Raw genomic sequence first — 20,950 nt, 5'->3', positions numbered from 1 at the left:
CGTGGCCGCGGCCGGCGACGGGCCCTGGCTCGACGACGCGGCCGGCCGGCTGGTGCGCCCCTACACGGTCAGCAACGGCCGGACCCGGCCCACCACCGCGCTCGACCTCCTGTCGCAGGTCATGGCCACCGGCGCCACCCCCCTCGGCTACCTCGGGCCCGAGCACTCCCAGGCACTCGAACTGTGCCGGGCCCCCGTCTCGGTCGCGGAGATCGCCGCACACCTGAAGCTGCCGGCGGCGGTCACCAAGGTGCTGCTGTCCGACCTCGTCGACTGCGGGGCGCTGACGACGAAGCCTCCGACCTTCCACCACAACCCCACTGACCAGTCTCTTCTGGAGGCAGTGCTCGATGGACTACGACGACAGCTCTGACCCCTTCCCCACCGCACTGAAGATCCTGGTGGCGGGAGGGTTCGGGGTCGGCAAGACGACCTTTGTCGGCGCGGTGAGCGAGATCGCGCCGCTCAGTACCGAGGAGCTGCTCACCACGGTCAGCACCGCGACCGACAGTCTCGACGGCATCGAGAACAAGGTCGAGACGACCGTGGCGATGGACTTCGGCCGCATCACCCTCGATCCGGAACACGTGCTGTATCTGTTCGGAACGCCCGGACAGGAGCGGTTCTGGTTCATGTGGGACGAGCTCTCCGAGGGTGCGCTCGGGGCGGTGATCCTCGCCGACACACGACGCCTGGAGGACTGCTTCGCGGCCGTCGACTTCTTCGAGCAGCGCGGTCTCGGCTTCATCGTCGCGGTCAACGAGTTCGACGGCTCCTACCGCTACGACCCCGAGGAGGTGCGCGCGGCCATCGACCTCGACCCCGGGATCCCCGTCGTGCGCTGCGACGCCCGGATCTCCAGCTCGGGCGTGCAGACCCTGCTCGTTCTGGTGCGGCACCTTCTGGCGCATGCGCCGGCACCCGCGCCGAGCCACGGGGCCCACATGTGAGGCCCGCACCGAACCACGGAGCCCGTGTATGACATCTGCCCCAAGTCGTGGAGTCCGTATATGAGTTATGAGCCCGCGCGTCCTGCCGGTCGTCTGCTGCTGACCCCGCAGGACAAGGACGTCGCCGCCCGGGTGCGGCGGCTGCGCAGGCTGGGCCTGGGGGCGCGCGCGGAGCCTGCCTTCGACGCCTTCGCGGACCGGCTCGCCGAGGTCACCGCCGTGCCGTACTCGATGGTCAACTTCATCGACGAGAACCGGCAGTTCTTCGCGGGCCTGCACACTCCGGACGGCGGTGACCTGGACGGTGGCCTCGGCGGAGAGCTTGGCGGGGAGCTTGGCGGTGGTCCTGGCGTGGGCCGCTATATGGCCCGCGACTATGGCTTCTGCCCCCATGTGGTGGTCCGACGCAAGGCGCTGGTCCTTGAGGACGTCTGCGACTACCCGAGGTTCGCCGGGAATCCGGTCGTCGACGAGATCGGTGTCCGTTCCTACCTCGGCGCCCCGCTGATCGACCACACGGGCATCGTCCTCGGCACGGTCTGTGCCGTCGACATCGAGCCGCGCCCGTGGGGGAGAGCGGGCCTCGAGATCATCAAGTCGATGGCGGCGGAGCTGGTCGAGCAGATCGAACTGCGGGAGGGCGGGGGGCTGCCCGAGGGGTGAGGCGCACGGCGGCGTGAAGCAAAGCTGCGGCGGTGCTTAAGAAATCCTCGATGGACCAGGGCGCCGTCGTACGGCAGATTTCTACGGGATCTCACCCCTCTCCCCGGTACGGGCCGGCCGTTCCGGCGTGCCCTGCTTCGGGACCTCACCCACAGGAGCCGTTGCGTGAAGGCGCTGGTCAAGGAGAAGGCGGAGCCCGGGCTCTGGCTCGTGGACGTTCCGGAGCCGCAGGCCGGCCCCGGCGATGTACTGATCAAGGTCCTCAGGACCGGGATCTGCGGCACCGATCTGCACATCCGGTCCTGGGACGGCTGGGCGCAACAGGCCATCAGTACGCCGCTGGTGCTCGGGCACGAGTTCGTCGGCGAGGTCGTCGAGACCGGTCGCGATGTCGCCGACATCAAGATCGGTGACCGGGTCAGTGGCGAGGGCCATCTGGTGTGCGGCAAGTGCCGCAACTGTCAGGCCGGGCGGCGCCACCTCTGCCGTGCCACGGTCGGCCTCGGCGTCGGCCGCGACGGCGCGTTCGCCGAGTACGTCGTCCTGCCCGCCGCCAATGTGTGGGTGCACCGCGTCCCCGTCGACCTCGACGTCGCCGCGATCTTCGACCCGTTCGGCAACGCCGTGCACACGGCCCTATCCTTCCCGTTGGTCGGCGAGGACGTACTGATCACCGGCGCCGGACCCATCGGCCTGATGGCCGCCGCGGTGGCCCGGCACGCGGGCGCCCGCAACGTCGTCGTCACCGACGTCAGCGAGGAGCGCCTGGAGCTCGCCCGCAAGATCGGTGCGAGCCTCGCCCTCAATGTCTCGAACGCCACGATCGCCGACGGCCAGCGTGAACTGGGGCTGCGCGAGGGCTTCGATATCGGTCTGGAGATGTCGGGACGTCCCGAGGCGATGCGCGACATGATCGCCAACATGACGCACGGCGGCCGGATCGCGATGCTCGGCCTGCCCGCCGAGGAGTTCCCGGTCGACTGGTCCCGGATCGTCACCTCCATGATCACGATCAAGGGCATCTACGGCCGCGAGATGTTCGAGACCTGGTACGCGATGTCGGTCCTCCTCGAAGGCGGCCTCGACCTCGCGCCCGTGATCACCGGCCGGTACGGCTACCGCGACTACGAGGCGGCCTTCGCCGACGCGGCGAGCGGTCGCGGCGGCAAGGTCATCCTCGACTGGGCTGTCTGAGACCTTCCCTGGCCGTCCGAGATCTTCCCTGGCCGTCCGAGACTTTCCCTGGCTGTCCGACACTTGCCCGGACCGCTTGAGACTTCTAAGGAACTGATGATGTTCGATTCCGTACGCGACGATCTGCGCACCACCCTCGACGAGATCCGCGCCGCCGGTCTCCACAAGCCCGAGCGCGTCATCGGCACCCCGCAGTCGGCGACGGTGAGCGTCACCGCGGGCGGGCGACCCGGCGAGGTCCTCAACTTCTGCGCGAACAACTACCTGGGCCTCGCCGACCACCCCGAGGTCGTCGCCGCCGCCCACGCGGCCCTCGACCGCTGGGGCTACGGCATGGCGTCCGTGCGCTTCATCTGCGGTACGCAGGAGGTGCACAAGGAGCTGGAGCAGCGGCTGTCCGCGTTCCTCGGCCAGGAGGACACGATCCTCTACTCCTCCTGCTTCGACGCCAACGGCGGCGTCTTCGAGACCCTCCTCGGCGCCGAGGACGCGGTCATCTCCGACGCCCTGAACCACGCCTCGATCATCGACGGCATCCGCCTGTCCAAGGCACGCCGCTTCCGGTACGCCAACCGTGATCTGGCCGATCTGGAACAGCAGTTGAAGGAGGCGGCGGGCGCCCGGCGCAGGCTGATCGTCACGGACGGCGTCTTCTCCATGGACGGGTATGTGGCCCCGCTGCGCGAGATCTGCGACCTCGCCGACCGCTACGACGCCATGGTCATGGTCGACGACTCGCACGCCGTCGGCTTCGTCGGCCCCGGCGGCCGCGGCACCCCCGAACTGCACGGCGTCATGGACCGCGTCGACATCATCACCGGCACGCTCGGCAAGGCACTCGGCGGTGCCTCCGGCGGTTACGTCGCCGCCCGCGCCGAGATCGTCGCACTGCTGCGCCAGCGCTCGCGTCCGTACCTCTTCTCGAACACGCTCGCCCCGGTGATCGCGGCCGCCTCCCTCAAGGTCCTCGACCTGCTGGAGTCGGCGGACGACCTGCGGGTACGGCTCGCCGAGAACACCGCGCTGTTCCGCCGCCGGATGACCGAGGAGGGCTTCGACATCCTCCCCGGCGACCACGCGATCGCGCCCGTCATGATCGGGGACGCGGCGAGGGCGGGACGCCTGGCGGAGCTGCTCCTGGAGCGCGGCGTGTACGTGATCGGCTTCTCGTTCCCTGTCGTGCCGCAAGGACAGGCGCGTATCCGGGTTCAGCTGTCCGCCGGGCACTCGACCGAGGACGTGAACCGCGCGGTGGACGCGTTCGTGGCCGCCCGCGCGGAGCTGGACGCCTGAGCGAGGGCCGTTCCGGTTCGCCCGACCTGTTTGCCCGACCTGAGAGAATCGGTCGCATGATCGAAGCGCGGCGGCTCCACATCCTCCGTGCGGTGGCCGACCACCGCACGGTGACAGCGGCTGCCGCCGCGCTCTATCTCACGCCCTCGGCCGTCTCCCAGCAGCTGACCGCCCTGGAGCAGGAGACGGGTCACCGGCTCGTGGAACGCGGCGCGAAGGGCGTACGGCTGACTCCGGCCGGGGAGATCCTGCTCAGCCACACCAACACCGTCCTCGCCCAGTTGGAGCGGGCCGAGGCGGAGCTCGCCGCCTACAGCTCGGGCGCGGCCGGCACGGTCACCGTCGCCTCCTTCGCGACCGGCATCGCCCTGGTCGTGGCCCCCGCGGTGGCCCGCCTCGCCGTGTCGGCGCCCGGCATCCGCATCCGCGTCCAGGACGCCGAGGGCGACGCCAGCCTGCCGATGGTCCTCGACCGGCAGGTCGACGTCGCGGTCTCCGTCGAGTACCGCGGGGCCCCGCCCGCCGACGACCCCCGCCTGACCCACGTACCTCTGTACGCCGAGCCCTTCGACGCGGTCGTCCCGGTCGGCCACCGCCTCGCCGACGCCGACGAAGTGCCGCTCGCGGAGCTGGCCAAGGACACCTGGATCGGCCCGTACCCCGGCAATCCGTGCCACGAGGTGGTGGTTCTGGCCTGCGAGAGCGCCGGCTTCCAGCCCCGCCTCGAACACTCCTCGGACGACTTCCGCGCGGTGGTGGCCCTGGCCTCGGCCGACGCGGGAGTGGCGCTCGTACCGCGCTCGGCACTGCGCGGCATGGACCTCACCGGTGTGGTGGTCCGCCCGGTCGACGGGGTGGCTCCGACACGGCGGGTCTTCGCGGCCGTACGGCGGGGAGCGGAGGGGCATCCGCTGATCCGGCCGGTGCTGGACGCGCTCCGGGGTGCCGCGGAGGGGTAGCGCGGGCCGCTTGTACGGGCCGGTGCTGCTGTTGCGTGAGACGCACCTGCCAACTCCGCTCCCGGCGTTTCTCGGATATGGGATATCGTCCCTGATATGAAACGGCCTGATGGAGACGGTCTTGCCCCGGACCCCGTCGATGCCCGGCTCGCCGCACGCCTCGGGGAGCTCCGGGCCGAACGCGGCTGGTCGCTCGGGGAGCTGGCTGAACGCAGCGGGGTGAGCCGTTCCACCCTGTCCCGGGCCGAGCGCGCCGAGATCAGCCCCACCGCCTCGCTCCTCAACCGCCTGTGCGGTGTCTACGGGCGCACCATGTCGCAGCTCCTCAGCGAGGTCGAGGCGGAGCCCGCGCTGCTGGTGCGCGCCGTCGAGCAGACGGTGTGGGAAGACCGGGACTCCGGCTTCGTACGGCGTTCGGTGTCGCCGCCGCACTCCGGGCTGCGCGGTGAACTCGTCGAGGGACGGCTCGCGGGCGGCTCCGACATCGCGTACGACCGACCCCCCGTACCCGGCCTGGAGCAGCACATCTGGATCCTGGAGGGGGCGCTGGACGTGACCGCCGGGGACGTCGAGCACCACCTCGGCGTCGGTGACTGCCTACGGCTGCGGGTGTGGGGGCCGACGCGGTTCCGGTGCCCCGGCCCCGACGGCGTACGGTACGCGCTGGTCGTGGTGGAGCCGTGAACGCCGTCTCAAGGCTGAGCGCGCCCGAACTCCTGGCCTGCGCCGAGGAGTTGGCCGACCTGCTCGCCGACACTGTGGACGGTGGCGCCTCGGTCGGCTTCCTCGCTCCGCTCAACCGCGCCGCGGCCCTGTCCTGGTGGGAGGACCGCGCGGACGCGGTGTCGTCCGGCCACCTCGCCGTCTGGGTGGCACGGACCGAGGGCCGGCTGCTCGGCACCGTGAGTCTTGCCTTCCCCGACAAGCCCAACAGCCGCCACCGCGCCGAGCTCGTGAAGCTGATGGTGCACCGGGCCGGCCGTGGACGGGGCCTCGGCCGCACCCTCCTGACGACGGCCGAACAGGCGGCAGCCGCGGCGGGAGTGACCCTCCTGCACCTGGACACCGAGACCGACAGCCCCGCCGAGTCCTTGTACTGCTCCGCGGGTTGGACCCGGCTCGGGGCGATACCCGACTACGCCGCGACGCCTTCGGGCGAGCTGCGGCCGACCACGATCTTCTACAAGAGGGTGGGGACGGGGAGTGTCGGCGCAGGTGACAGGTGAGGGGTGGCCGGACTGGGTGGGGCGGTGGGGCGGGGCGACTGTCGGTGCCATTGACTACGGTGCTTCTCATGCCGGATGCCGAAGACGTACGACGTATCGCCCTCTCCCTGCCGGACACGACGGAGAAGATCGCCTGGAGCATGCCCACATTCCGGGTCGCGGGAAAGATGTTCGCCACGCTGCCCGAGGAAGAGACCTCCATCGCCGTGCGCTGCCCGAAGGAGGAGCGGGACGAACTGTCCAGGGCCGAGCCCGGGAAGTTCTGGATCGCCGATCACGAGGCGGGCTTCGCCTGGGTCCGCGTCCGCCTCGCGGCGCTGGAGGACACCGACGAGCTGCGCGACATCCTCGCCGACTCCTGGCGCCAGGCGGCCCCGACCCGACTGCTCGAGTCCTACCCGGAGTTGGGTCTTCCGGCCGTCGACTGAATCTGACCTGACGTTCACCGGCGGACGCTTGCTCCCAGGAAGCCGCTGATCCGCTGCCGCAACGAGCCCGCGTCGAGACCGTGTGCGGTCAGGTGCTCGTCGACCTGCCCGTAACGGCGCAGCTCACGGCGGCCCACGCCCAGGCCGAGGACGCGGTGGGGCACGTCGGCGAGAGCGTCGCCCGCGAAGGCCGTGGACGTGCCGGCCAGGTATGGCTCGACGAGGACGACATCGGTGCCCGCCGCCTCACTGGCCCGGCGCAGCGCGGCTGTGTCGAAGGGGCGGACGGTCGTCGCGTACAGGACGGTGACGTCGAGCCCTTCCGTGGCGTCGAGCACGGCGTCGAGCATCGGGCCGACGGCCAGGACCACCCCGGCGCGCCCTTCGCGGACGGTGATGAAGCGCGCCCCGTCGACCGGAAGCGCCTGCGCGTTGGACTGCACCGACAACCGGACGTACACCTTGTCGTCCCCGGCGGCGATCGCGTGGCGCAGCAGGGTCTCGGCCTCGTCCGGGTGGCCCGGCACATGCACGGTCCAGCCGTCCAACGTGTCCAGCAGGGCCACATCGCCGGGGGCCATGTGCGTGTACCCGCCCGCGGGCCAGTCGAAGGACGCGGACGCGCTGACCAGCACCGCACCCACGTCCTGGTGCCCGAGGTCGAGCTTGACCTGCTCGAAGGGCCGCTCGACGAGGAAACTGGCGAAGGTGTGCACCACGGGCCGCAGCCCGGTCAGCGCCAGGCCGGCACCCGCCCCGACGAGCAGCTGTTCGCGGATGCCGACGTTGATCACCCGCTCCGGGTGCCTGCGCCGAGCCTCCGTGAAGCCGTCCGTGCCGATCTCGGCGAGAACGACGGCGACGCGTGGATCCTCGTCGAGCAGCTGGGTGACGACAGGGGCGAAACGGTCACGCATGGTGTCCATGGGTACTCGTGTCCTTCCAAGGGGCTTACGGAACGGAGAGGTGCGGGACGGGGCACGGCCGAGCCTCAGTCGAGCTTCGGCTCGACCTGGGCGACGACCACCCGCGGACGGCCCGGGTGAGGGGCGGTGAAGGCGGCGTACAGCGCCTCGTGGTCACGGCCGTCGACGGTCGCCGTGGACCAGCCGGCCGCCTCGAACCGCGCGGCGATGCCGCCCGGCCGGGCATGGCTGGCCGAGGAGTTGTCGATCACGACGGTGTGCAGCCGTTCCAGACCGGCCGGACCGGCGTACGCGATCGCCTCGTGGTTGCTGCCCTCGTCCAGCTCGGCGTCGCCGGTCAGCACCCATACGCGCGGTTCGTCCAGCCCCTGCGCCCGCAGCCCCAGGGCCATGCCGACGGCGATCGGCAGCCCGTGCCCCAGCGACCCGCTCCCGATCTCGGCACCCGGCACCAGCACCCGGTCCGGGTGGTGCCCGAGCGGCGAGTCGTACGACCCGAACCCGGGCAGCCACGCGACGGGCACGAACCCCTTGGCCGCCAGCACCGCGTAGTACGCCATCGGCCCGTGCCCCTTGGACAACAGGAACCGGTCCCGCTCCGGATCGCCCATCCGCTCCGGCCCCACCCGAAGCACCCGGTCGTACAGCACCCACAGCGCGTCCAGGGTGGACGTCGCCGCCGGCCCGTGCTTCTCGTCGCCGGTCATCAGCCCCATCAAGTGGGGCAGGTCCGCGTACACGTAGCTCTGTTCCGCTGTCGTCGTCATACAGACGACTCTGCAACCTCAACCAAACTTCAGGTCAACTCGGGACGCGGGCCCTCGTACGACCCGTATAGACGCAGGCCCTCGCACGGCCCGTATAAACGAGGGCGCGATCAGCAGCGCGAGTGCGGTATTGTTTCGATGCACGTTCAGCCGGGGGAAACCCCAGGTCAGACGGCACCGGGACGTGGCGCAGCTTGGTAGCGCACTTGACTGGGGGTCAAGGGGTCGCAGGTTCAAATCCTGTCGTCCCGACGGTGCGAAGGGTCTTCGCAGGCGAGAGCCTGCGGGGGCCCTTTTCGTATGAGGCGTTGCCGATCTTCGGGGTTGAGCACGCCGCTCATAGGCGCCTTCACTCGGAGGCCGGCGAAAATGCTGCTACTGGACCTGGACAAGATCACTGCGGGATTGTCGAAGACCTGGTCGGGGTTTCCGCGGGACTGGGATCGCTCGCTGCGGTCGGGGAATTACCTGGAGACCACCCGGTACAACTACCTGCTGGCGGCCGCGCAGTTGGGCCGCTACCTGGGGGAGTGTTCGCCGTATCCGGAGGTGCCTCATCCGGATACGGGCGGGAGAACGCCCTCTACCTCCACTCACAGGGGTGGAACGTCATTGCCAAGGGGCCTGTCCTGCATTTCGCCAGCACGGTGGCGCCGGACGGGCGTGGCCGTTCCCCTCGCCGCATTCTCCGTCTTGTGATCTCGTCGCCCGCTGGGTGTCACGCGAGCCAAGCGGACTCCTTCGGACGGATGTGCGGGGAGCTGTCGCTGCCGCCTGGCGCGGCCGTGTGGTCCAGGTAGCGGTGCACGAAGTGGATGCTCATCGCGCCTTCGCCGACCGCGGAGGCCACGCGCTTCACCGAGCCGCTGCGGACGTCGCCGGCGGCGAAGACGCCAGGCAGGCTGGTCTCCAAGGTCAGGCAGTCGCGGCCCTGGCTCTGCCACAGTTCGGGAACGGAGCAGGCTTGTGCCTCCGCGCCGGTGAGCACGTAACCGCGTGCGTCGAGGGCGAGCGCGCCGGACAGCCACTCGGTGTGAGGGTCGGCGCCGGTGAAGACGAACAGGGCCCGCACCTCGAGGTGGCGGTGCTCGCCCGTACGGTGGTCGACCACGTTGACCGCCTCCAGCGCCTTGTCGCCGAGTGCCTCCGCCACCTCGGTGTGCAGCAGGACGCGCACCCGCGGGTGGCGCTCGATCTGATCGATCAGGTAGCGGGACATGTGCGCATCGAGGCTCGGCGCACGGACGAGCAGGTACACCTGCGGTGCGTACCCGGCCAGGAAGAGCACGGCCTGGCCCGCGGAGTTGCCGCCGCCGACAACCGCCACCGGGTCGGTACGGCACTGCTGGGCCTCGTAAACGGTCGCCGAGTAGTGGACGCCCGTGCCCTCCAACGGCTCGATGCCGGGCACATGGAGGCGGCGGTAATGGGCGCCGGTGGCCAGGACGACGGTACGGGCGGTGATCTCGCTGCCGTCGGCGAACCCGACGGCGTAGTGGCCGTCCCGCCGTTCGAGCCGGGCCGCCTCCGCCGGGACACTGATCCGGGCACCGAACTTGCCCGCCTGGAGCACCCCGCGCTCGGTGAGTTCGGCGCCGGAGATGCCGGAGGGGAAGCCGAAGCAGTTCTCGATGCGGGAGGACGTCCCGGCCTGGCCGCCGGTGGCCATCGCCTCGACCACGGTCGTGCCGAGGCCCTCCGAGGCGGCGTTCACCGCGGCGGCGAGCCCGGCCGGTCCGGAGCCGACGATCAGGAGATCGCCGCGGCCGTTGCCCGACGGCAGGGGCGGCAGGCCGATCAACCGGGCCAGTTCGGCGTTGCTCGGATTGCGCAGCAGGGTCGTGTCCCGCCAGATCACCAGCGGCGTCTGCTCCGGACCGACCGCGAAGCGGCGCAGCAGCGCCTCGGCCTCCGAGTCCGACTCCAGATCGATCCAGCGGTGCGGCAGCCGGTTGCGGGCGGCGAACTCGCGCAGGCGCCGGGTGTCGGGCGAGTAGCGCGAGCCGATGATACGGAAACCGGCGCCCTGTCCGACGAGCAGGGCACGGCGGCCCAGGCAGGCGCGCAGCACCACGTCACCGAGGGTGGAGTCCCGGGTCACCAGGTCACGCAGCTGGTCCATGGACAGGGCGAGGATCTCGCCGGGGTCCCTGACCACGGCGGTGTAGAAGGCCACCTGTCCGTTCAGGAGGCCGAGTTCGCCGATGAAGCGGCCAGGGCCGTGCACACGCAGCAGGCGTTCACCGGGCGTGCCGTAGCCCTCGACGATGGCGACCGAGCCGCTGAGGACGACGTAGAACGTCTCGCACCGCTCGCCCTCCCGGATCAGCACGTCACCGGCGTCCACCGGGCGCCTGCGGCCATGCTGGGCCAGACGGGCCATCGTGTCGTCCGGCAGGCGGGGATAGGCGCCGTAGATGTCGGGGGTCTCGAAGGGGACGCTCTCCTCCGCCTCCTCCGGCACGGGCGCTTCGCCCGTCCGCGTCTCGTCGCCGGGCATCACACGAACGCCTCGTGGACGTAGCACCACCGCCAGTCCTCGCCGGGCTCCAGCGACGCCACGATCGGATGGCCGTCGGCGGCGGCGTGACGGCGGGCGTGCCGGTTCGGAGAGGAATCGCAGCAGCCGACGTGGCCGCAGGTCAGGCAGAGCCTGAGGTGGACCCAGGGGGAGTGCGTGGCCAGGCATTCCTCGCATCCCGCGGCGCGCGGGGTGACGGGGCGTACGAGGGCGAGGTGGGGGTCGGTCCGTACGGTCATGGCCGATCATCCTTTCCCGGCCGGTTCGCGGCCGGCGATCGACTGCTCCACCCACCGCCGCAGGGCAGGGGCAGGTGCGGCACCCGCCTGCCGGGCGATGGTCCGTCCTTTGTCGAGGACCAGCAGCGTCGGTACGGCCTGGACCTCGAACCGCCGCGCCAGGCGCGGGTTCTTGTCGATGTCGACCTTGACCAGCTTGATCGTTCCCGCGAGATCGGCGGCGACGTTCTCCAGCGCGGGGCTCACCATGCGACAGGGGCCGCACCAGGTGGCCCACAGGTCCACGACGACGGGCACGGTGGCCTGCTCGACGACCTCGGTGAAGTCGTCGTCGCCTGCGTCGGCCATCCACGGCAGAGGCTGCTTGCAGTTGCCGCACCTGGGACGGCCCTCGGCGGCCACGGGTACCCGGTTGATGCGCCCGCATTGCGGGCAGGTGACGGTGGTGGCCTGCACGGTACTCATGCCGCCCTCGGTCCCTTCACGTCCTCGGACTGGTCGTAGGTGACCACCAGCTCGCCGTGCTCGGCGTCGACGCGCACCGTCGCGCCGTCCTGGACGTCGCCGCGCAGCAGGGCGCGTCCGACCAGTGTCTCGACCTCGTGGGAGATGTAACGCCGCAGCGGCCGGGCCCCGTACACCGGGTCGTAGCCCTGGTGGGCGATCAACTCGCGAGCCGCATCGGTGAGTTCGACGGTGATGCGGCGTTGGGCGAGCCGCTGCCGCAGCTCGTCGAACTGCAGCTCCACGATCCGCTCGATCTGCCGCTCACCGAGCGGCTTGAACAGCACGATGTCGTCGACGCGGTTGAGGAACTCCGGGCGGAAGTGCCCGCGCAGCTCGCCCATCACCAGGGCGCGGGCGTCCGGCTTGATCTCCCCCTCGGCGGTGGCGCCGTCGAGGAGGTGCTCGGAGCCGATGTTGGACGTCATGATGATCACGGTGTTGCGGAAGTCGACCGTGCGGCCCTGTGCGTCGGTGATGCGGCCGTCGTCGAGGATCTGCAGCAGGGTGTTGAAGACATCGGTGTGCGCCTTCTCGATCTCGTCGAACAGCACGACCGAGTACGGCTTGCGGCGTACGGCCTCGGTGAGCTGGCCGCCCTCCTCGTAGCCGACGTATCCGGGCGGTGCACCCATGAGCCGGCTGACGGTGTGCCGCTCCTGGTACTCGCTCATGTCGAGGCGGACCATGTTCTCCTCGGAGTCGAACAGGGTCCGGGCGAGGGTCTTGGCCAGCTCGGTCTTCCCGACGCCCGTGGGGCCGAGGAAGATGAACGAACCGATGGGGCGGCGAGGGTCGCGGATGCCGGAGCGGGCGCGGATGATGGCGTCGGTGACGAGCTTGACGGCCTCGTCCTGGCCGATGACGCGCTCGCGCAGGATGTCGTCGAGGCGCAGCAGTTTCTCGCGTTCGCCCTCCTGGAGGCGGGAGACGGGGATGCCGGTCCAGGCGGCGACGATCTCGGCGATCTCCTCCTCGGTGACGACCTCGCGCAGCAGCCGGTTCTGCCCTTGTTTGGCGGCCAGTTGCTCCTCCTCTGCGGCGAGTCGGCGCTCCAGGCCCTGGAGGCGGCCGTAGCGGAGTTCGGCGGCGCGGTTGAGGTCGTAGGCGCGTTCGGCCTCCTCCGCCTCGTGGCGGACCTGCTCCAGTTCCTGACGCAGCTCCTGCACGCGGCGGATCGCCTGCCGTTCGGCCTCCCACTGGGCGTGTTTGGCGTCAGCCTCGCCGCGCAGGTCGGTCAGTTCCCTGCGCAGTTCCTCCAGGCGGGCCTTGCTGGCGGGGTCGGTCTCCTTGGACAGGGCCGCGTCCTCGATCTCCAGGCGGGTCACCCGGCGGGTGATCTCGTCGAGTTCGGCGGGCATGGAGTCGATCTCCGTACGCAGCCGGGCACAGGCCTCGTCGACGAGGTCGATGGCCTTGTCGGGCAGGAAACGGTCGGTGATGTAGCGGTGGGAGAGCGTCGCTGCCGCGACCAGCGAGGTGTCCTGGATCTTGACACCGTGGAAGACCTCAAGGCGTTCGCGCAGGCCGCGCAGAATGGAGATGGTGTCCTCCACGCTGGGTTCCTCGACCAGTACCTGCTGGAAGCGGCGTTCGAGGGCGGCGTCCTTCTCGATGTGCTGCCGGTACTCGTCCAGGGTGGTCGCGCCGATCATGTGCAGTTCGCCGCGCGCCAGCATGGGTTTGAGCATGTTGCCCGCGTCCATGGCGCCCTCGGCGGCGCCCGCGCCGACGACGGTGTGCAACTCGTCGACGAAGAGCAGGATCCGCCCCTCGGCTGCCTTGACCTCGCTCAGTACGGCCTTGAGGCGTTCCTCGAACTCGCCGCGGTACTTGGCGCCCGCCACGAGCGAGCCCATGTCGAGGGCGAACACCGTCCTGTCGCGCAGGCCTTCGGGGACGTCGCCGCGAACGATGCGCTGGGCCAGGCCCTCGACGATGGCGGTCTTGCCGACGCCGGGGTCGCCGATCAGGACGGGGTTGTTCTTGCTCTTGCGGCTGAGGATCTGGGTGACGCGGCGGATCTCGGCGTCCCGGCCGATGACGGGGTCGAGCCGCCCGGCCCTGGCCTCGGCGACCAGGTCACGGCCGTACTTCTCCAGGGCCTCGTAAGCCACTTCGGGGTTGGCAGAGGTCACGCGCTGGTTGCCGCGGACCTGGGTGAGCGCGCCGAGGAAGGACTCCCGGGTCACGCCATGCTCCTTCAGCAGATGCCCGGCGGCGGTCGCCGAGCCCTCCTCGGCCAGGGCCAGCAGCAGGTGTTCCACGGACACGTACTCGTCCTTGAGGCGTTTGGCCTCCCGCTCGGCCGAGTCCAGCAACCGGGCGAGGCGCTGGGTGACGAAGACCTGGCCCGGCGTCGCGCCCGGGCCGGTCACCTTGGGCCGGCGGGAGAGCTCCTCGCGTACGGCCGCACGCAACTCCTTGGGCTCGGTGCCCGTCTGCTGCAGCAACCGCGGGATCAGGCCCTCCTCCTGGTCGAGGAGGGCGAGCAGCAGATGCTCGCCGTCGACCTCGGTGTGCCCCAGTCGGCCGGCGGCGCTCTGGGCCTCCTGCAGGGCTTCCTGGGACTTCTGGGTCAGGCGGTTCATGTCCATGGTGGTAGATCACTCCTCATGCCTGCACGCCGCAGTGCGGCTTCGAGCAAGCTGATGTGGTCGAGCAGGTCGAGCACCAGACCGATGGATGCGTAGTTCAGGCACAGCCCTGTGCGCAACCGCTGGACGCGGGCCAGGGCGGCCGGAGCCGTGGGAGCGAACACCATCCGTCCGGAGGCGTCGAGGCCGGCGTCCACCAGTCCGAGGGCGACGAACCGACGGATCAGGTCGGGATGGAGGCCTGAGCTGCGGGCCACGGCCTCCAGGGAGAGCACGGGCACTGGCACGATCGCGTACTGCACGCCCACCTCGGTCGTGCGTACGCGGGACGGGCGGGCCTCGGCCGGTCGGTCGCTCATCAGGTCCTCCTGGGGTCGAACGAGGAGACAGCGGCAAGTTCCTCCAGCAGCTCGCGCTCCCGGTCGCTCAGCCGTGGCGGCACCATGATCCGCAGCTCCGCGTACAGGTCTCCGTTCGCGCCGCGCGGGCCCGGCATGCCCTCGCCGCGCAGCCGCAGGCGCCGTCCGCTGGAGGACCCGGCGGGCACGGTCACCTTCGCCGTGGCGCCGCTCGGAGTGGGCACCGGTACGGTCGCGCCCAGCGCCGCCTCCCACGGGGTGACCTGAAGACTCACGTGGACGTCCCGGCCGTCGAGGCGGAACTCGGGGTGCGGCCGGATCCGCACCCTCAGGTACAGGTCCCCGGCGGGAGCGTCGTCGCCGCTCCCGCGCCCGCCCTCCCCGGCCAGCCGGATGCGCTGCCCGTCGGTGGTGCCGGGCGGCACGTCGACCTGGTAGCGCCGTTGCCCGGCCGGCCCGGCGAGGGTGACCGTACGGCGGCCGCCCCGATAGGCCTCCTCGACGGTGAGTGGCAGTTCGGCCTCCTGGTCGGCGCCGGGCACACGCATCCGCCCGGCACCGCCGAACAGCGAACCGAACAGATCCTCCACGTCGACCCCCTCGCCCCCGAAGCCTGCCGTGGAGTACCGCACCCGGGGACCGCCGCCGGTGGTCCAACGGGAGCCGTTGCCGGCTCCCGCGCCGGCGGCCACGCGCTCTTCCCAGTCCTCCGGGACCTGCCGGAAGTCCTCGCCGAAGCGGTCGTACCGGGCTCGCTGCTCGGGATCGGACAGGACGCTGAAGGCTTCGTTGATCTCCTTGAACCGCTCCTCCGCCTGGGGGTCCTTGTTGACGTCGGGGTGGTACTTGCGGGCCAGGGTGCGATAGGCCCGCTGGATCTCGTCCCGGTCGGCGGTGCGCGAGACACCGAGCACCTCGTAGAAGTCGCGTGACATGGACGGTCACTCCCGCTTGGCGACGGTCACGGCGGCCGGCCGCAGCTGCCGTTCGGCCTCCCCGTAGCCGGGTCGCACCACCTGGACCACGGTGTTCGGATCGGCATCGGGATCCTGGACCACGCCGACCACCTCGTGCCGGGCCGGGTCGAACGCCACGCCCTTCTCTGCGTGGCGCGGGTAGCCCAGCCGCTCCAGGACGTTCACGGCCTGGTCACGCACGGCCCGGACGCCTTCGACAATCGCACCGGGGTCGGCGGCCGCGTGGCTCAGGGCAAGTTCCAGGTTGTCGATGACGGGCAGGAAGGCCGCAGCCGTACGGGCGCGTTCGGCCGCGGCCTCCCGCTCCAGCTCCCTGGCGTGGCGTTTGCGCAGGTTGTCGAGGTCGGCCAGGGCGCGGCGCCAGCGGTCCTCGACCTCTGCCAACGCGGCCGCGTATGCGTCGTCAGGTGCGGCGGCGCCGGTTGCGGCGTCGGGCCCCGGCTCGGCCTCCTCGGTCGGCTGTCCGGACTGCGCAAGATCTCCGCGCGGCGGCTGTACGGCGCCTTCCGGCGGCGGGTGGGGCTCTGGGTCCTGCGGTGGGATGGGCATGGCGGGCACCTCAGCCCTTGTCGAACTCGGCGTCGATCACATCGTCGTCGCCCCCGGCGCCGCCCGGCGCGGCGCCGCCGGTACCGGATCCGTCCGGTGAGCCGGTGCCCGCCGGACCGCCCGCGGCGGATCCCGCCTGGTGGGCCGCGAGCCCCGCGAAGACCTGCTGGAGTTCGGATGTCAGCGGCCGGACCTTGTCCACCCCGGCCTCGTTCTTGACCGCCTCGCGAGCCTCGGCCACCAGCATCTCGGCGCGGGCCTTCTCATGTGCGGGTGCGGCGTCGCCGAGCTCGCCGAGGCGCTTTTCGACCTGGTAGGCGATGGCGTCCAGTTCGTTGCGGGCGTCGACTGCCTCGCGCAGGGCCTGGTCCTGGTCGCGGTTGTGTTCGGCCTCCTGGACCATCCGCTCGACGTCGCCGCGGTCGAGGTTGGAGCTCTCGCTGATGGTGATGCCCTGCTCCTTGCCGGTGTCCTTGTCCCGCGCGGTGACGTTGAGGATGCCGTTGGCGTCGACGTCGAAGGTGACCTCGACCTGCGGCTCGCCGCGCGGCGCGGGGCGGATGTCGGTGAGCTGGAAGCGACCCAGGACCCGGTTGTCGGCGGCCCTCTCACGCTCGCCCTGCAGGACGACGACGTCGACGGCGGGCTGGTTGTCCTCGGCGGTGGAGAAGGTCTCGGTGCGGCGTACCGGGATGGTGGTGTTCCGCTCGACGATCTTCGTCATCACGCCGCCGCGTGTCTCCACACCCAGCGACAACGGGGTGACGTCGAGCAGTAGGACGTCCTTGACCTCGCCCTTGAGGACCCCGGCCTGGATCGCGGCACCCAGCGCCACGACCTCGTCGGGGTTGACACTCATGTTGGGTTCCTTGCCGCCGGTCAGCCTCCGCACCAGGGCTTGGACGGCGGGGATGCGGGTGGAGCCGCCGACGAGGATGACCTCGTCGATGTCGTTGTCACTGACCTTGGCGTCGTCCATGGCCTGCCGTACCGGGCCCAGGCAGCGCTCCACCAGGTCGCCGGTGATCTGCTCGAACGTGGACCGCATGATCGTCGTGGTCAGATGCTTGGGCCCGGAGGCGTCGGCCGTGATGAACGGCAGGCTGATCTGCGTCTGGGTCACCGAGCTGAGCTCGGTCTTGGCCTTCTCGGCGGCCTCGAACAGGCGTTGCAGCGCCTGGGGGTCCTGGCGCAGGTCGATGCCGTTCTCCTTCTGGAAGCCGTCGGCGAGCTGGTCGACCAGCCGGCGGTCGAAGTCGTCGCCGCCCAGATGGCTGTCGCCCGCCGTGGACCGTACTTCCACCACGCCGTCGCCGACGTCGAGGATGCTGACGTCGAAGGTGCCGCCGCCCAGGTCGAAGACGAGCACGGTTTCGTGCTCCTTCTTGTCCATCCCGTAGGCGAGCGCGGCCGCGGTCGGCTCGTTGATGATCCGCAGCACTTCCAGGCCGGCGATCCGTCCGGCGTCCTTGGTAGCGGTGCGCTGGGCGTCGTTGAAGTAGGCGGGCACCGTGATGACCGCCTCCGTGACCCGCTCTCCCAGCTGCTTGGAGGCGTCGTCGGCGAGCTTGCGCAGCACCTGCGCGCTGATCTCCTCGGGCGCGTGGAGCTTGTCGCGCACCTTGAAGCGGGCGGCGCCGCCGTCTCCCTCGACCACGTCGTACGCGACGGCCCTGGCCTCTTCGGAGATCTCGTCGAAGTGCCGGCCGATGAACCGCTTGGCCGAGTAGATGGTGCCCTTGGGGTTGAGGATCGCCTGGCGGCGGGCCAGCTGGCCCACCAGGCGCTCGCCGGTGTCGGTGAAGGCCACCACGGACGGTGTCGTGCGGTTGCCCTCGGTGTTGGGCACGACTGTCGGCTCGCCGCCCTCCCAGACGGCGATCACCGAGTTCGTGGTGCCCAGGTCGATGCCTACTGCCTTGGCCATGAGGAACTCCTTCCGCGACGGACGGTCCCCGTTTGCCCTCGGGGTCGCGCCCGGTCTTCCGCATTCGCTCAGGTGGCGGCGGGACCGCTCCGCGGGAGGCCGCCCTTCCGAGCCCCGCTGCTGGTGCCGGTCCCGCTGCGCAGCTCGGCCGGCAGCTGCACCGCCTCGTCGGTGGCGACGTCGTACCGGCCGGGCTGCGTGCAACTCACCGGGGCGAAGTCCCGGCGGCCACGCTGGGCCGCGTTCACCAGCAGGCCGGACAGAGCGCTGACGAGTGCTCGGAGAACCAGCCCGTACAGGGCGAGTAGCAGTCCCGACACGAGCAGGTCCAGCCGGTTGAGCAACCCGGAGACCCCCCGATCGGTGCCCCGCTCGCCGCGCCGTGCAGCGCGGCCCCGCCATGTCCCATGCGGCCGGTCATCTGCTCCACCAGGCGCACGTCCTGCCTGATGGCCGGCCTCTGGACCGGGAAACCCGGATCGGAAAGGTGATCGACGGCGCGTTCAGCCTCTCGGTAGTCGTGTACGAGGCGATGGTCCTGCGGGCCTCCTCGTCCATCAGCCAGTCCTTCCTGCCATGGCCACCGATGCTCCAGGCGATGCCTGACAAGCCCAGAGTGGCAAGAGAGCAGCGCGCTCCGCCTGCACCCGGCAGGTCGGAAATCGACGCAGCCGGTCGGTCCACGAGAACAAGTCCCAAATTGGGACAAGTCGCATTTCCTTGCCTAGGCTGGGTGCTCAGGGCTTGCCCAGGCGTGGATCCCGCAACTCGCTCGACGGCCTCCGATGACCGGGGGAAATGGAGTGATCTATGGCCCGCCATCCGTCACAGAGGCTGTCCCCTCACGTCTCCGACCAGGAAGTGGTGCGCCACCCGAGCAACACCGCAGGCACCGAACGGCACGACCCCCGTCCGCTCGCGGCGCTGGACCCACACGGACTGCTGGTGCTGTCCCACACCCTGTTCACCTGCGCGGAGCAGAGTGAGATCGTGCGGTTGGCCATGCGGCATGTCAGTGCCCTTGGGTCCTATCACGCCGAGGCCGGATACCTCGCGACGGGCGACGGTTTGTCCCGCGTACCCGGCCATGACGCGGGAGCATCAACGGTCGACGACACACAGATGAAGGAGTTGGGCGAGGCCGACGGCTCCGTATCCCTTCCAGAGCGGTCCTGGAACTGGGCGTTCGGCCTGCGCGGAGTCGGCGGTCTGCTCGGCTACATCGTGGTTTCCTCCCACTCCCGGCCTGATGAGCAGGGGCACATCCTCCTCTCGACCCTCATGGGGCTCACATCGGTGGCCCTGTCACTGGCGGGCACGCGCACCGTGCACCACGACGACGTCGGCGAACTGAGCCGACTCCGCACCGAACGGGACACCGCACTGCGGCAGTTGGACACAATGCGCTCCGAGCTGAATCTGCAGAGGACCGTGCACGAGACTCTCGCCCGTGTCACTGCCCGGGGCGGCGGCGAGGACGCCATCACCCAAGCGCTGTACGAGCTCACCGGGCTGCCGACGCTCATCGAGGACCGGTTCGGCAACCTGAGGTCCTGGGCCGGTCCCGACCGGCCCGACCCGTATCCGGTGCGGTCCCAGACCCACCAGGAAGAGATGCTGCAGCAGGTCGCGCGCGAAGCGGGCCCGGTCAGAGTCAAGGACCGGCTGATCGCCCTGGCCCGGCCGCGCGGCGACGTCCTCGGTGTACTCGCCGTCGAGGACCCCGAGGCGACGGCCAACGAGCACACCATGTTCGCCTTGGATCACGCCCAGCGGCTGCTGGCCCAAGAGCTCATGCATATGCGCGAACTCACCGAGGTCGAACTGCGACTGCGGCGCCAGCTGATCGACGACCTGTTGGAGGGTACTGACCGGAAGAGCGCCTACGCCCGGGCCGAAGCCGTCGGCCATGACCTGCGACGCACCCATTATGTCGTCGTGGTGCATTCGCCGGGCAACGCAGCAAGCGACTGCTTCGCCCGTGCTGTCGAGCAAGCGACGGCCACGACAGCGGCCCGTCCGCTGATCACCCGTCGCGGCGACCAGGTGGTTCTGCTGACCGAAGCGATGCCCAACCACGATGCCGTACACGCGGCGCTGGCCCATGAGCTGGTGACGCCCGACGGAGCGATCGGGGTGAGCACCCGCTGCGACTCTCCGGACAGCGTTCCCCGTTGCTATCAGGAGGCACTGCGGGCCCTGGAGGTGCGGCAGAACTCCCGCCAGCGCAGCGGGACGACGTTCTTCGACAACCTCGGGCTGTACCGGATCCTGGGACCCGGCAACGATCTCCAGGAGCTCGAAGGCTTCGTGCGAGAGTGGCTCGGCCGGCTGATCGACTACGACGCACGGCACGACACGCAGTTGGTGGAGACGCTCACGCGCTACTTCGACTGGGGAGGCAACTACGATGACGCGGCTGTCGCGCTGACGGTCCACCGCAGCACCCTGCGCTACCGGCTGCAGCGCATCCGTGAGATCAGCGACCGGGACCTGGCGGATGTGGACACCCGGCTCAATCTGCAGGTGGCAACGCGCGTCTGGAAGATCATTCTGTGTGGCGGGCGCTGACCGCGGACATCCGGAGGGCCGGCGTTGCGGGTCGGCCCGGCACAGAGTCGATGTCGACCAGTCCCCCCGGCCGTCCCGGCGATTCGAGGTACAGGCGGTGCTCACCCTGCTGTTGCTCCGCAAAGGGCAGGTCATCCCCCGGCGGGGCGGCGCGGCACCCGCGGACGTCCTGCGCCCGTGGGTCGAGCAGACCCTCCCCGGACACCGGCCCGGCCCGCCTCCGCAAGGGGCATGAGGACTGTCCAGGCCGGCCTGCGCCGGTTCGTCGACGGCGCCGACCGGGTGCTGATGTCCGCTGCC

General features: G+C 70.5%; 22 protein-coding genes and 1 tRNA gene. 11 read left to right on the top strand and 12 right to left on the bottom strand.

Annotation, left to right across the window (positions count from 1 at the left end; translation table 11 throughout):
- Position 1 precedes the first annotated feature (1 nt).
- The 9 genes from OG266_RS06285 to OG266_RS06245 all read left to right on the top strand — a co-directional run bounded on the left by OG266_RS06285 (position 2) and on the right by OG266_RS06245 (position 6,713).
- Positions 2-373 carry a DUF742 domain-containing protein gene (locus tag OG266_RS06285; protein ID WP_266472880.1) on the top strand — a complete coding sequence of 124 codons (372 nt, stop codon included), beginning with the start codon at positions 2-4 and terminating at the stop codon, positions 371-373.
- On the top strand, positions 351-950 hold the full coding sequence (locus OG266_RS06280) for an ATP/GTP-binding protein (protein ID WP_326719336.1): 600 nt from the start codon (positions 351-353) through the stop codon (positions 948-950). The genes OG266_RS06285 and OG266_RS06280 overlap by 23 nt, the downstream gene beginning before the upstream one ends.
- Positions 951-1,010: 60 nt before the next feature.
- Positions 1,011-1,613, top strand: coding sequence for a GAF domain-containing protein (locus OG266_RS06275; protein ID WP_266472878.1), 603 nt, complete (start codon positions 1,011-1,013; stop codon positions 1,611-1,613).
- A 165-nt stretch (positions 1,614-1,778) separates the two neighbouring features.
- Positions 1,779-2,807 (top strand): L-threonine 3-dehydrogenase, encoded by a 1,029-nt coding sequence (tdh, locus tag OG266_RS06270; RefSeq protein WP_326719334.1) that lies wholly within the window; start codon positions 1,779-1,781, stop codon positions 2,805-2,807.
- 99 nt (positions 2,808-2,906) lie between these two features.
- A complete protein-coding gene (locus OG266_RS06265) occupies positions 2,907-4,100 on the top strand; it encodes a glycine C-acetyltransferase (RefSeq protein WP_266474950.1) in 1,194 nt (397 codons plus the stop codon).
- A 56-nt stretch (positions 4,101-4,156) separates the two neighbouring features.
- Positions 4,157-5,059, top strand: coding sequence for a LysR family transcriptional regulator (locus tag OG266_RS06260; RefSeq protein WP_371543675.1), 903 nt, complete (start codon positions 4,157-4,159; stop codon positions 5,057-5,059).
- Between the two features lie 96 nt (positions 5,060-5,155).
- Positions 5,156-5,743, top strand: a complete 588-nt coding sequence (locus OG266_RS06255) for a helix-turn-helix domain-containing protein (protein ID WP_266472874.1) — start codon at positions 5,156-5,158, stop codon at positions 5,741-5,743.
- Entirely contained in the window at positions 5,740-6,285 is a 546-nt protein-coding gene (locus tag OG266_RS06250; protein WP_371543673.1) for an N-acetyltransferase family protein, read from the top strand. The genes OG266_RS06255 and OG266_RS06250 overlap by 4 nt, the downstream gene beginning before the upstream one ends.
- Before the next feature lie 68 nt (positions 6,286-6,353).
- Entirely contained in the window at positions 6,354-6,713 is a 360-nt protein-coding gene (locus OG266_RS06245) for an MmcQ/YjbR family DNA-binding protein (RefSeq protein WP_266472872.1), read from the top strand.
- Between the two features lie 14 nt (positions 6,714-6,727).
- On the opposite strand, the gene OG266_RS06240 is transcribed toward OG266_RS06245, so the two are convergent.
- Together OG266_RS06240 and OG266_RS06235 are read right to left on the bottom strand one after the other, a co-directional pair.
- Positions 6,728-7,639 carry a transketolase family protein gene (locus tag OG266_RS06240; RefSeq protein ID WP_371543672.1) on the bottom strand — a complete coding sequence of 304 codons (912 nt, stop codon included), beginning with the start codon at positions 7,637-7,639 and terminating at the stop codon, positions 6,728-6,730.
- 65 nt (positions 7,640-7,704) lie between these two features.
- Entirely contained in the window at positions 7,705-8,406 is a 702-nt protein-coding gene (locus OG266_RS06235) for a transketolase (RefSeq protein ID WP_266472869.1), read from the bottom strand.
- A 178-nt stretch (positions 8,407-8,584) separates the two neighbouring features.
- Between OG266_RS06235 and OG266_RS06230 the strand changes: the two genes are divergently transcribed.
- A tRNA-Pro gene (locus OG266_RS06230) sits at positions 8,585-8,658 on the top strand.
- 466 nt (positions 8,659-9,124) lie between these two features.
- Here the strand turns inward: OG266_RS06230 and OG266_RS06225 are convergent.
- The 10 genes from OG266_RS06225 to OG266_RS06180 form a co-directional block, all read right to left on the bottom strand.
- Entirely contained in the window at positions 9,125-10,906 is a 1,782-nt protein-coding gene (locus tag OG266_RS06225) for an FAD-dependent oxidoreductase (RefSeq protein ID WP_371543670.1), read from the bottom strand.
- Positions 10,906-11,166: a UBP-type zinc finger domain-containing protein gene (locus OG266_RS06220; protein WP_371543668.1), complete on the bottom strand. Its 261-nt coding sequence runs from the start codon at positions 11,164-11,166 to the stop codon at positions 10,906-10,908. The genes OG266_RS06225 and OG266_RS06220 overlap by 1 nt, the downstream gene beginning before the upstream one ends.
- A 6-nt stretch (positions 11,167-11,172) precedes the next feature.
- Complete coding sequence (gene trxA / locus OG266_RS06215; RefSeq protein ID WP_371543666.1) at positions 11,173-11,631, bottom strand: thioredoxin; 459 nt, start codon at positions 11,629-11,631, stop codon at positions 11,173-11,175.
- Positions 11,628-14,267 carry an ATP-dependent chaperone ClpB gene (gene clpB / locus OG266_RS06210; protein WP_371543664.1) on the bottom strand — a complete coding sequence of 880 codons (2,640 nt, stop codon included), beginning with the start codon at positions 14,265-14,267 and terminating at the stop codon, positions 11,628-11,630. The genes trxA and clpB overlap by 4 nt, the downstream gene beginning before the upstream one ends.
- Positions 14,258-14,626 carry a chaperone modulator CbpM gene (locus OG266_RS06205; protein WP_371543662.1) on the bottom strand — a complete coding sequence of 123 codons (369 nt, stop codon included), beginning with the start codon at positions 14,624-14,626 and terminating at the stop codon, positions 14,258-14,260. The genes clpB and OG266_RS06205 overlap by 10 nt, the downstream gene beginning before the upstream one ends.
- On the bottom strand, positions 14,626-15,561 hold the full coding sequence (locus tag OG266_RS06200) for a DnaJ C-terminal domain-containing protein (RefSeq protein WP_371543661.1): 936 nt from the start codon (positions 15,559-15,561) through the stop codon (positions 14,626-14,628). Before OG266_RS06200 ends, OG266_RS06205 begins: the two co-directional genes overlap by 1 nt.
- Positions 15,562-15,567: 6 nt before the next feature.
- Positions 15,568-16,152, bottom strand: coding sequence for a nucleotide exchange factor GrpE (locus OG266_RS06195; RefSeq protein ID WP_371543659.1), 585 nt, complete (start codon positions 16,150-16,152; stop codon positions 15,568-15,570).
- Positions 16,153-16,162: 10 nt separating this feature from the next.
- Positions 16,163-18,079 carry a molecular chaperone DnaK gene (gene dnaK, locus OG266_RS06190; protein ID WP_371543657.1) on the bottom strand — a complete coding sequence of 639 codons (1,917 nt, stop codon included), beginning with the start codon at positions 18,077-18,079 and terminating at the stop codon, positions 16,163-16,165.
- A 68-nt stretch (positions 18,080-18,147) separates the two neighbouring features.
- Positions 18,148-18,423 (bottom strand): hypothetical protein, encoded by a 276-nt coding sequence (locus tag OG266_RS06185; RefSeq protein ID WP_371553183.1) that lies wholly within the window; start codon positions 18,421-18,423, stop codon positions 18,148-18,150.
- A complete protein-coding gene (locus OG266_RS06180) occupies positions 18,324-18,788 on the bottom strand; it encodes a general stress protein (protein WP_371543656.1) in 465 nt (154 codons plus the stop codon). The genes OG266_RS06185 and OG266_RS06180 overlap by 100 nt, the downstream gene beginning before the upstream one ends.
- 101 nt (positions 18,789-18,889) lie before the next feature.
- Between OG266_RS06180 and OG266_RS06175 the strand changes: the two genes are divergently transcribed.
- On the top strand, positions 18,890-20,650 hold the full coding sequence (locus tag OG266_RS06175) for a PucR family transcriptional regulator (protein WP_371543654.1): 1,761 nt from the start codon (positions 18,890-18,892) through the stop codon (positions 20,648-20,650).
- The last annotated feature ends 300 nt before the right edge of the window (positions 20,651-20,950 follow it).

This window comes from Streptomyces sp. NBC_00554 (assembly GCF_041431135.1).
In the GTDB taxonomy this organism is placed as follows: Bacteria; Actinomycetota; Actinomycetes; order Streptomycetales; family Streptomycetaceae; genus Streptomyces.
This window is presented reverse-complemented; position numbering and strand designations above follow the sequence as displayed.

Coding starts and splice junctions, on each gene's coding strand:
- OG266_RS06260 (WP_371543675.1), top strand. CDS start 4,157: ATGATCGAAGCGCGGCGGCTCCACATCCTCCGTGCGGTGGCCGACCAC.
- OG266_RS06200 (WP_371543661.1), bottom strand. CDS start 15,561: ATGTCACGCGACTTCTACGAGGTGCTCGGTGTCTCGCGCACCGCCGAC.
- trxA (WP_371543666.1), bottom strand. CDS start 11,631: ATGAGTACCGTGCAGGCCACCACCGTCACCTGCCCGCAATGCGGGCGC.
- OG266_RS06195 (WP_371543659.1), bottom strand. CDS start 16,152: ATGCCCATCCCACCGCAGGACCCAGAGCCCCACCCGCCGCCGGAAGGC.
- OG266_RS06265 (WP_266474950.1), top strand. CDS start 2,907: ATGTTCGATTCCGTACGCGACGATCTGCGCACCACCCTCGACGAGATC.
- OG266_RS06225 (WP_371543670.1), bottom strand. CDS start 10,906: ATGCCCGGCGACGAGACGCGGACGGGCGAAGCGCCCGTGCCGGAGGAG.
- OG266_RS06220 (WP_371543668.1), bottom strand. CDS start 11,166: ATGACCGTACGGACCGACCCCCACCTCGCCCTCGTACGCCCCGTCACC.
- clpB (WP_371543664.1), bottom strand. CDS start 14,267: ATGGACATGAACCGCCTGACCCAGAAGTCCCAGGAAGCCCTGCAGGAG.
- OG266_RS06245 (WP_266472872.1), top strand. CDS start 6,354: ATGCCGGATGCCGAAGACGTACGACGTATCGCCCTCTCCCTGCCGGAC.
- OG266_RS06255 (WP_266472874.1), top strand. CDS start 5,156: ATGAAACGGCCTGATGGAGACGGTCTTGCCCCGGACCCCGTCGATGCC.
- dnaK (WP_371543657.1), bottom strand. CDS start 18,079: ATGGCCAAGGCAGTAGGCATCGACCTGGGCACCACGAACTCGGTGATC.
- OG266_RS06235 (WP_266472869.1), bottom strand. CDS start 8,406: ATGACGACGACAGCGGAACAGAGCTACGTGTACGCGGACCTGCCCCAC.
- OG266_RS06240 (WP_371543672.1), bottom strand. CDS start 7,639: ATGGACACCATGCGTGACCGTTTCGCCCCTGTCGTCACCCAGCTGCTC.
- OG266_RS06205 (WP_371543662.1), bottom strand. CDS start 14,626: ATGAGCGACCGACCGGCCGAGGCCCGCCCGTCCCGCGTACGCACGACC.
- OG266_RS06280 (WP_326719336.1), top strand. CDS start 351: ATGGACTACGACGACAGCTCTGACCCCTTCCCCACCGCACTGAAGATC.
- OG266_RS06275 (WP_266472878.1), top strand. CDS start 1,011: ATGAGTTATGAGCCCGCGCGTCCTGCCGGTCGTCTGCTGCTGACCCCG.
- OG266_RS06175 (WP_371543654.1), top strand. CDS start 18,890: ATGGCCCGCCATCCGTCACAGAGGCTGTCCCCTCACGTCTCCGACCAG.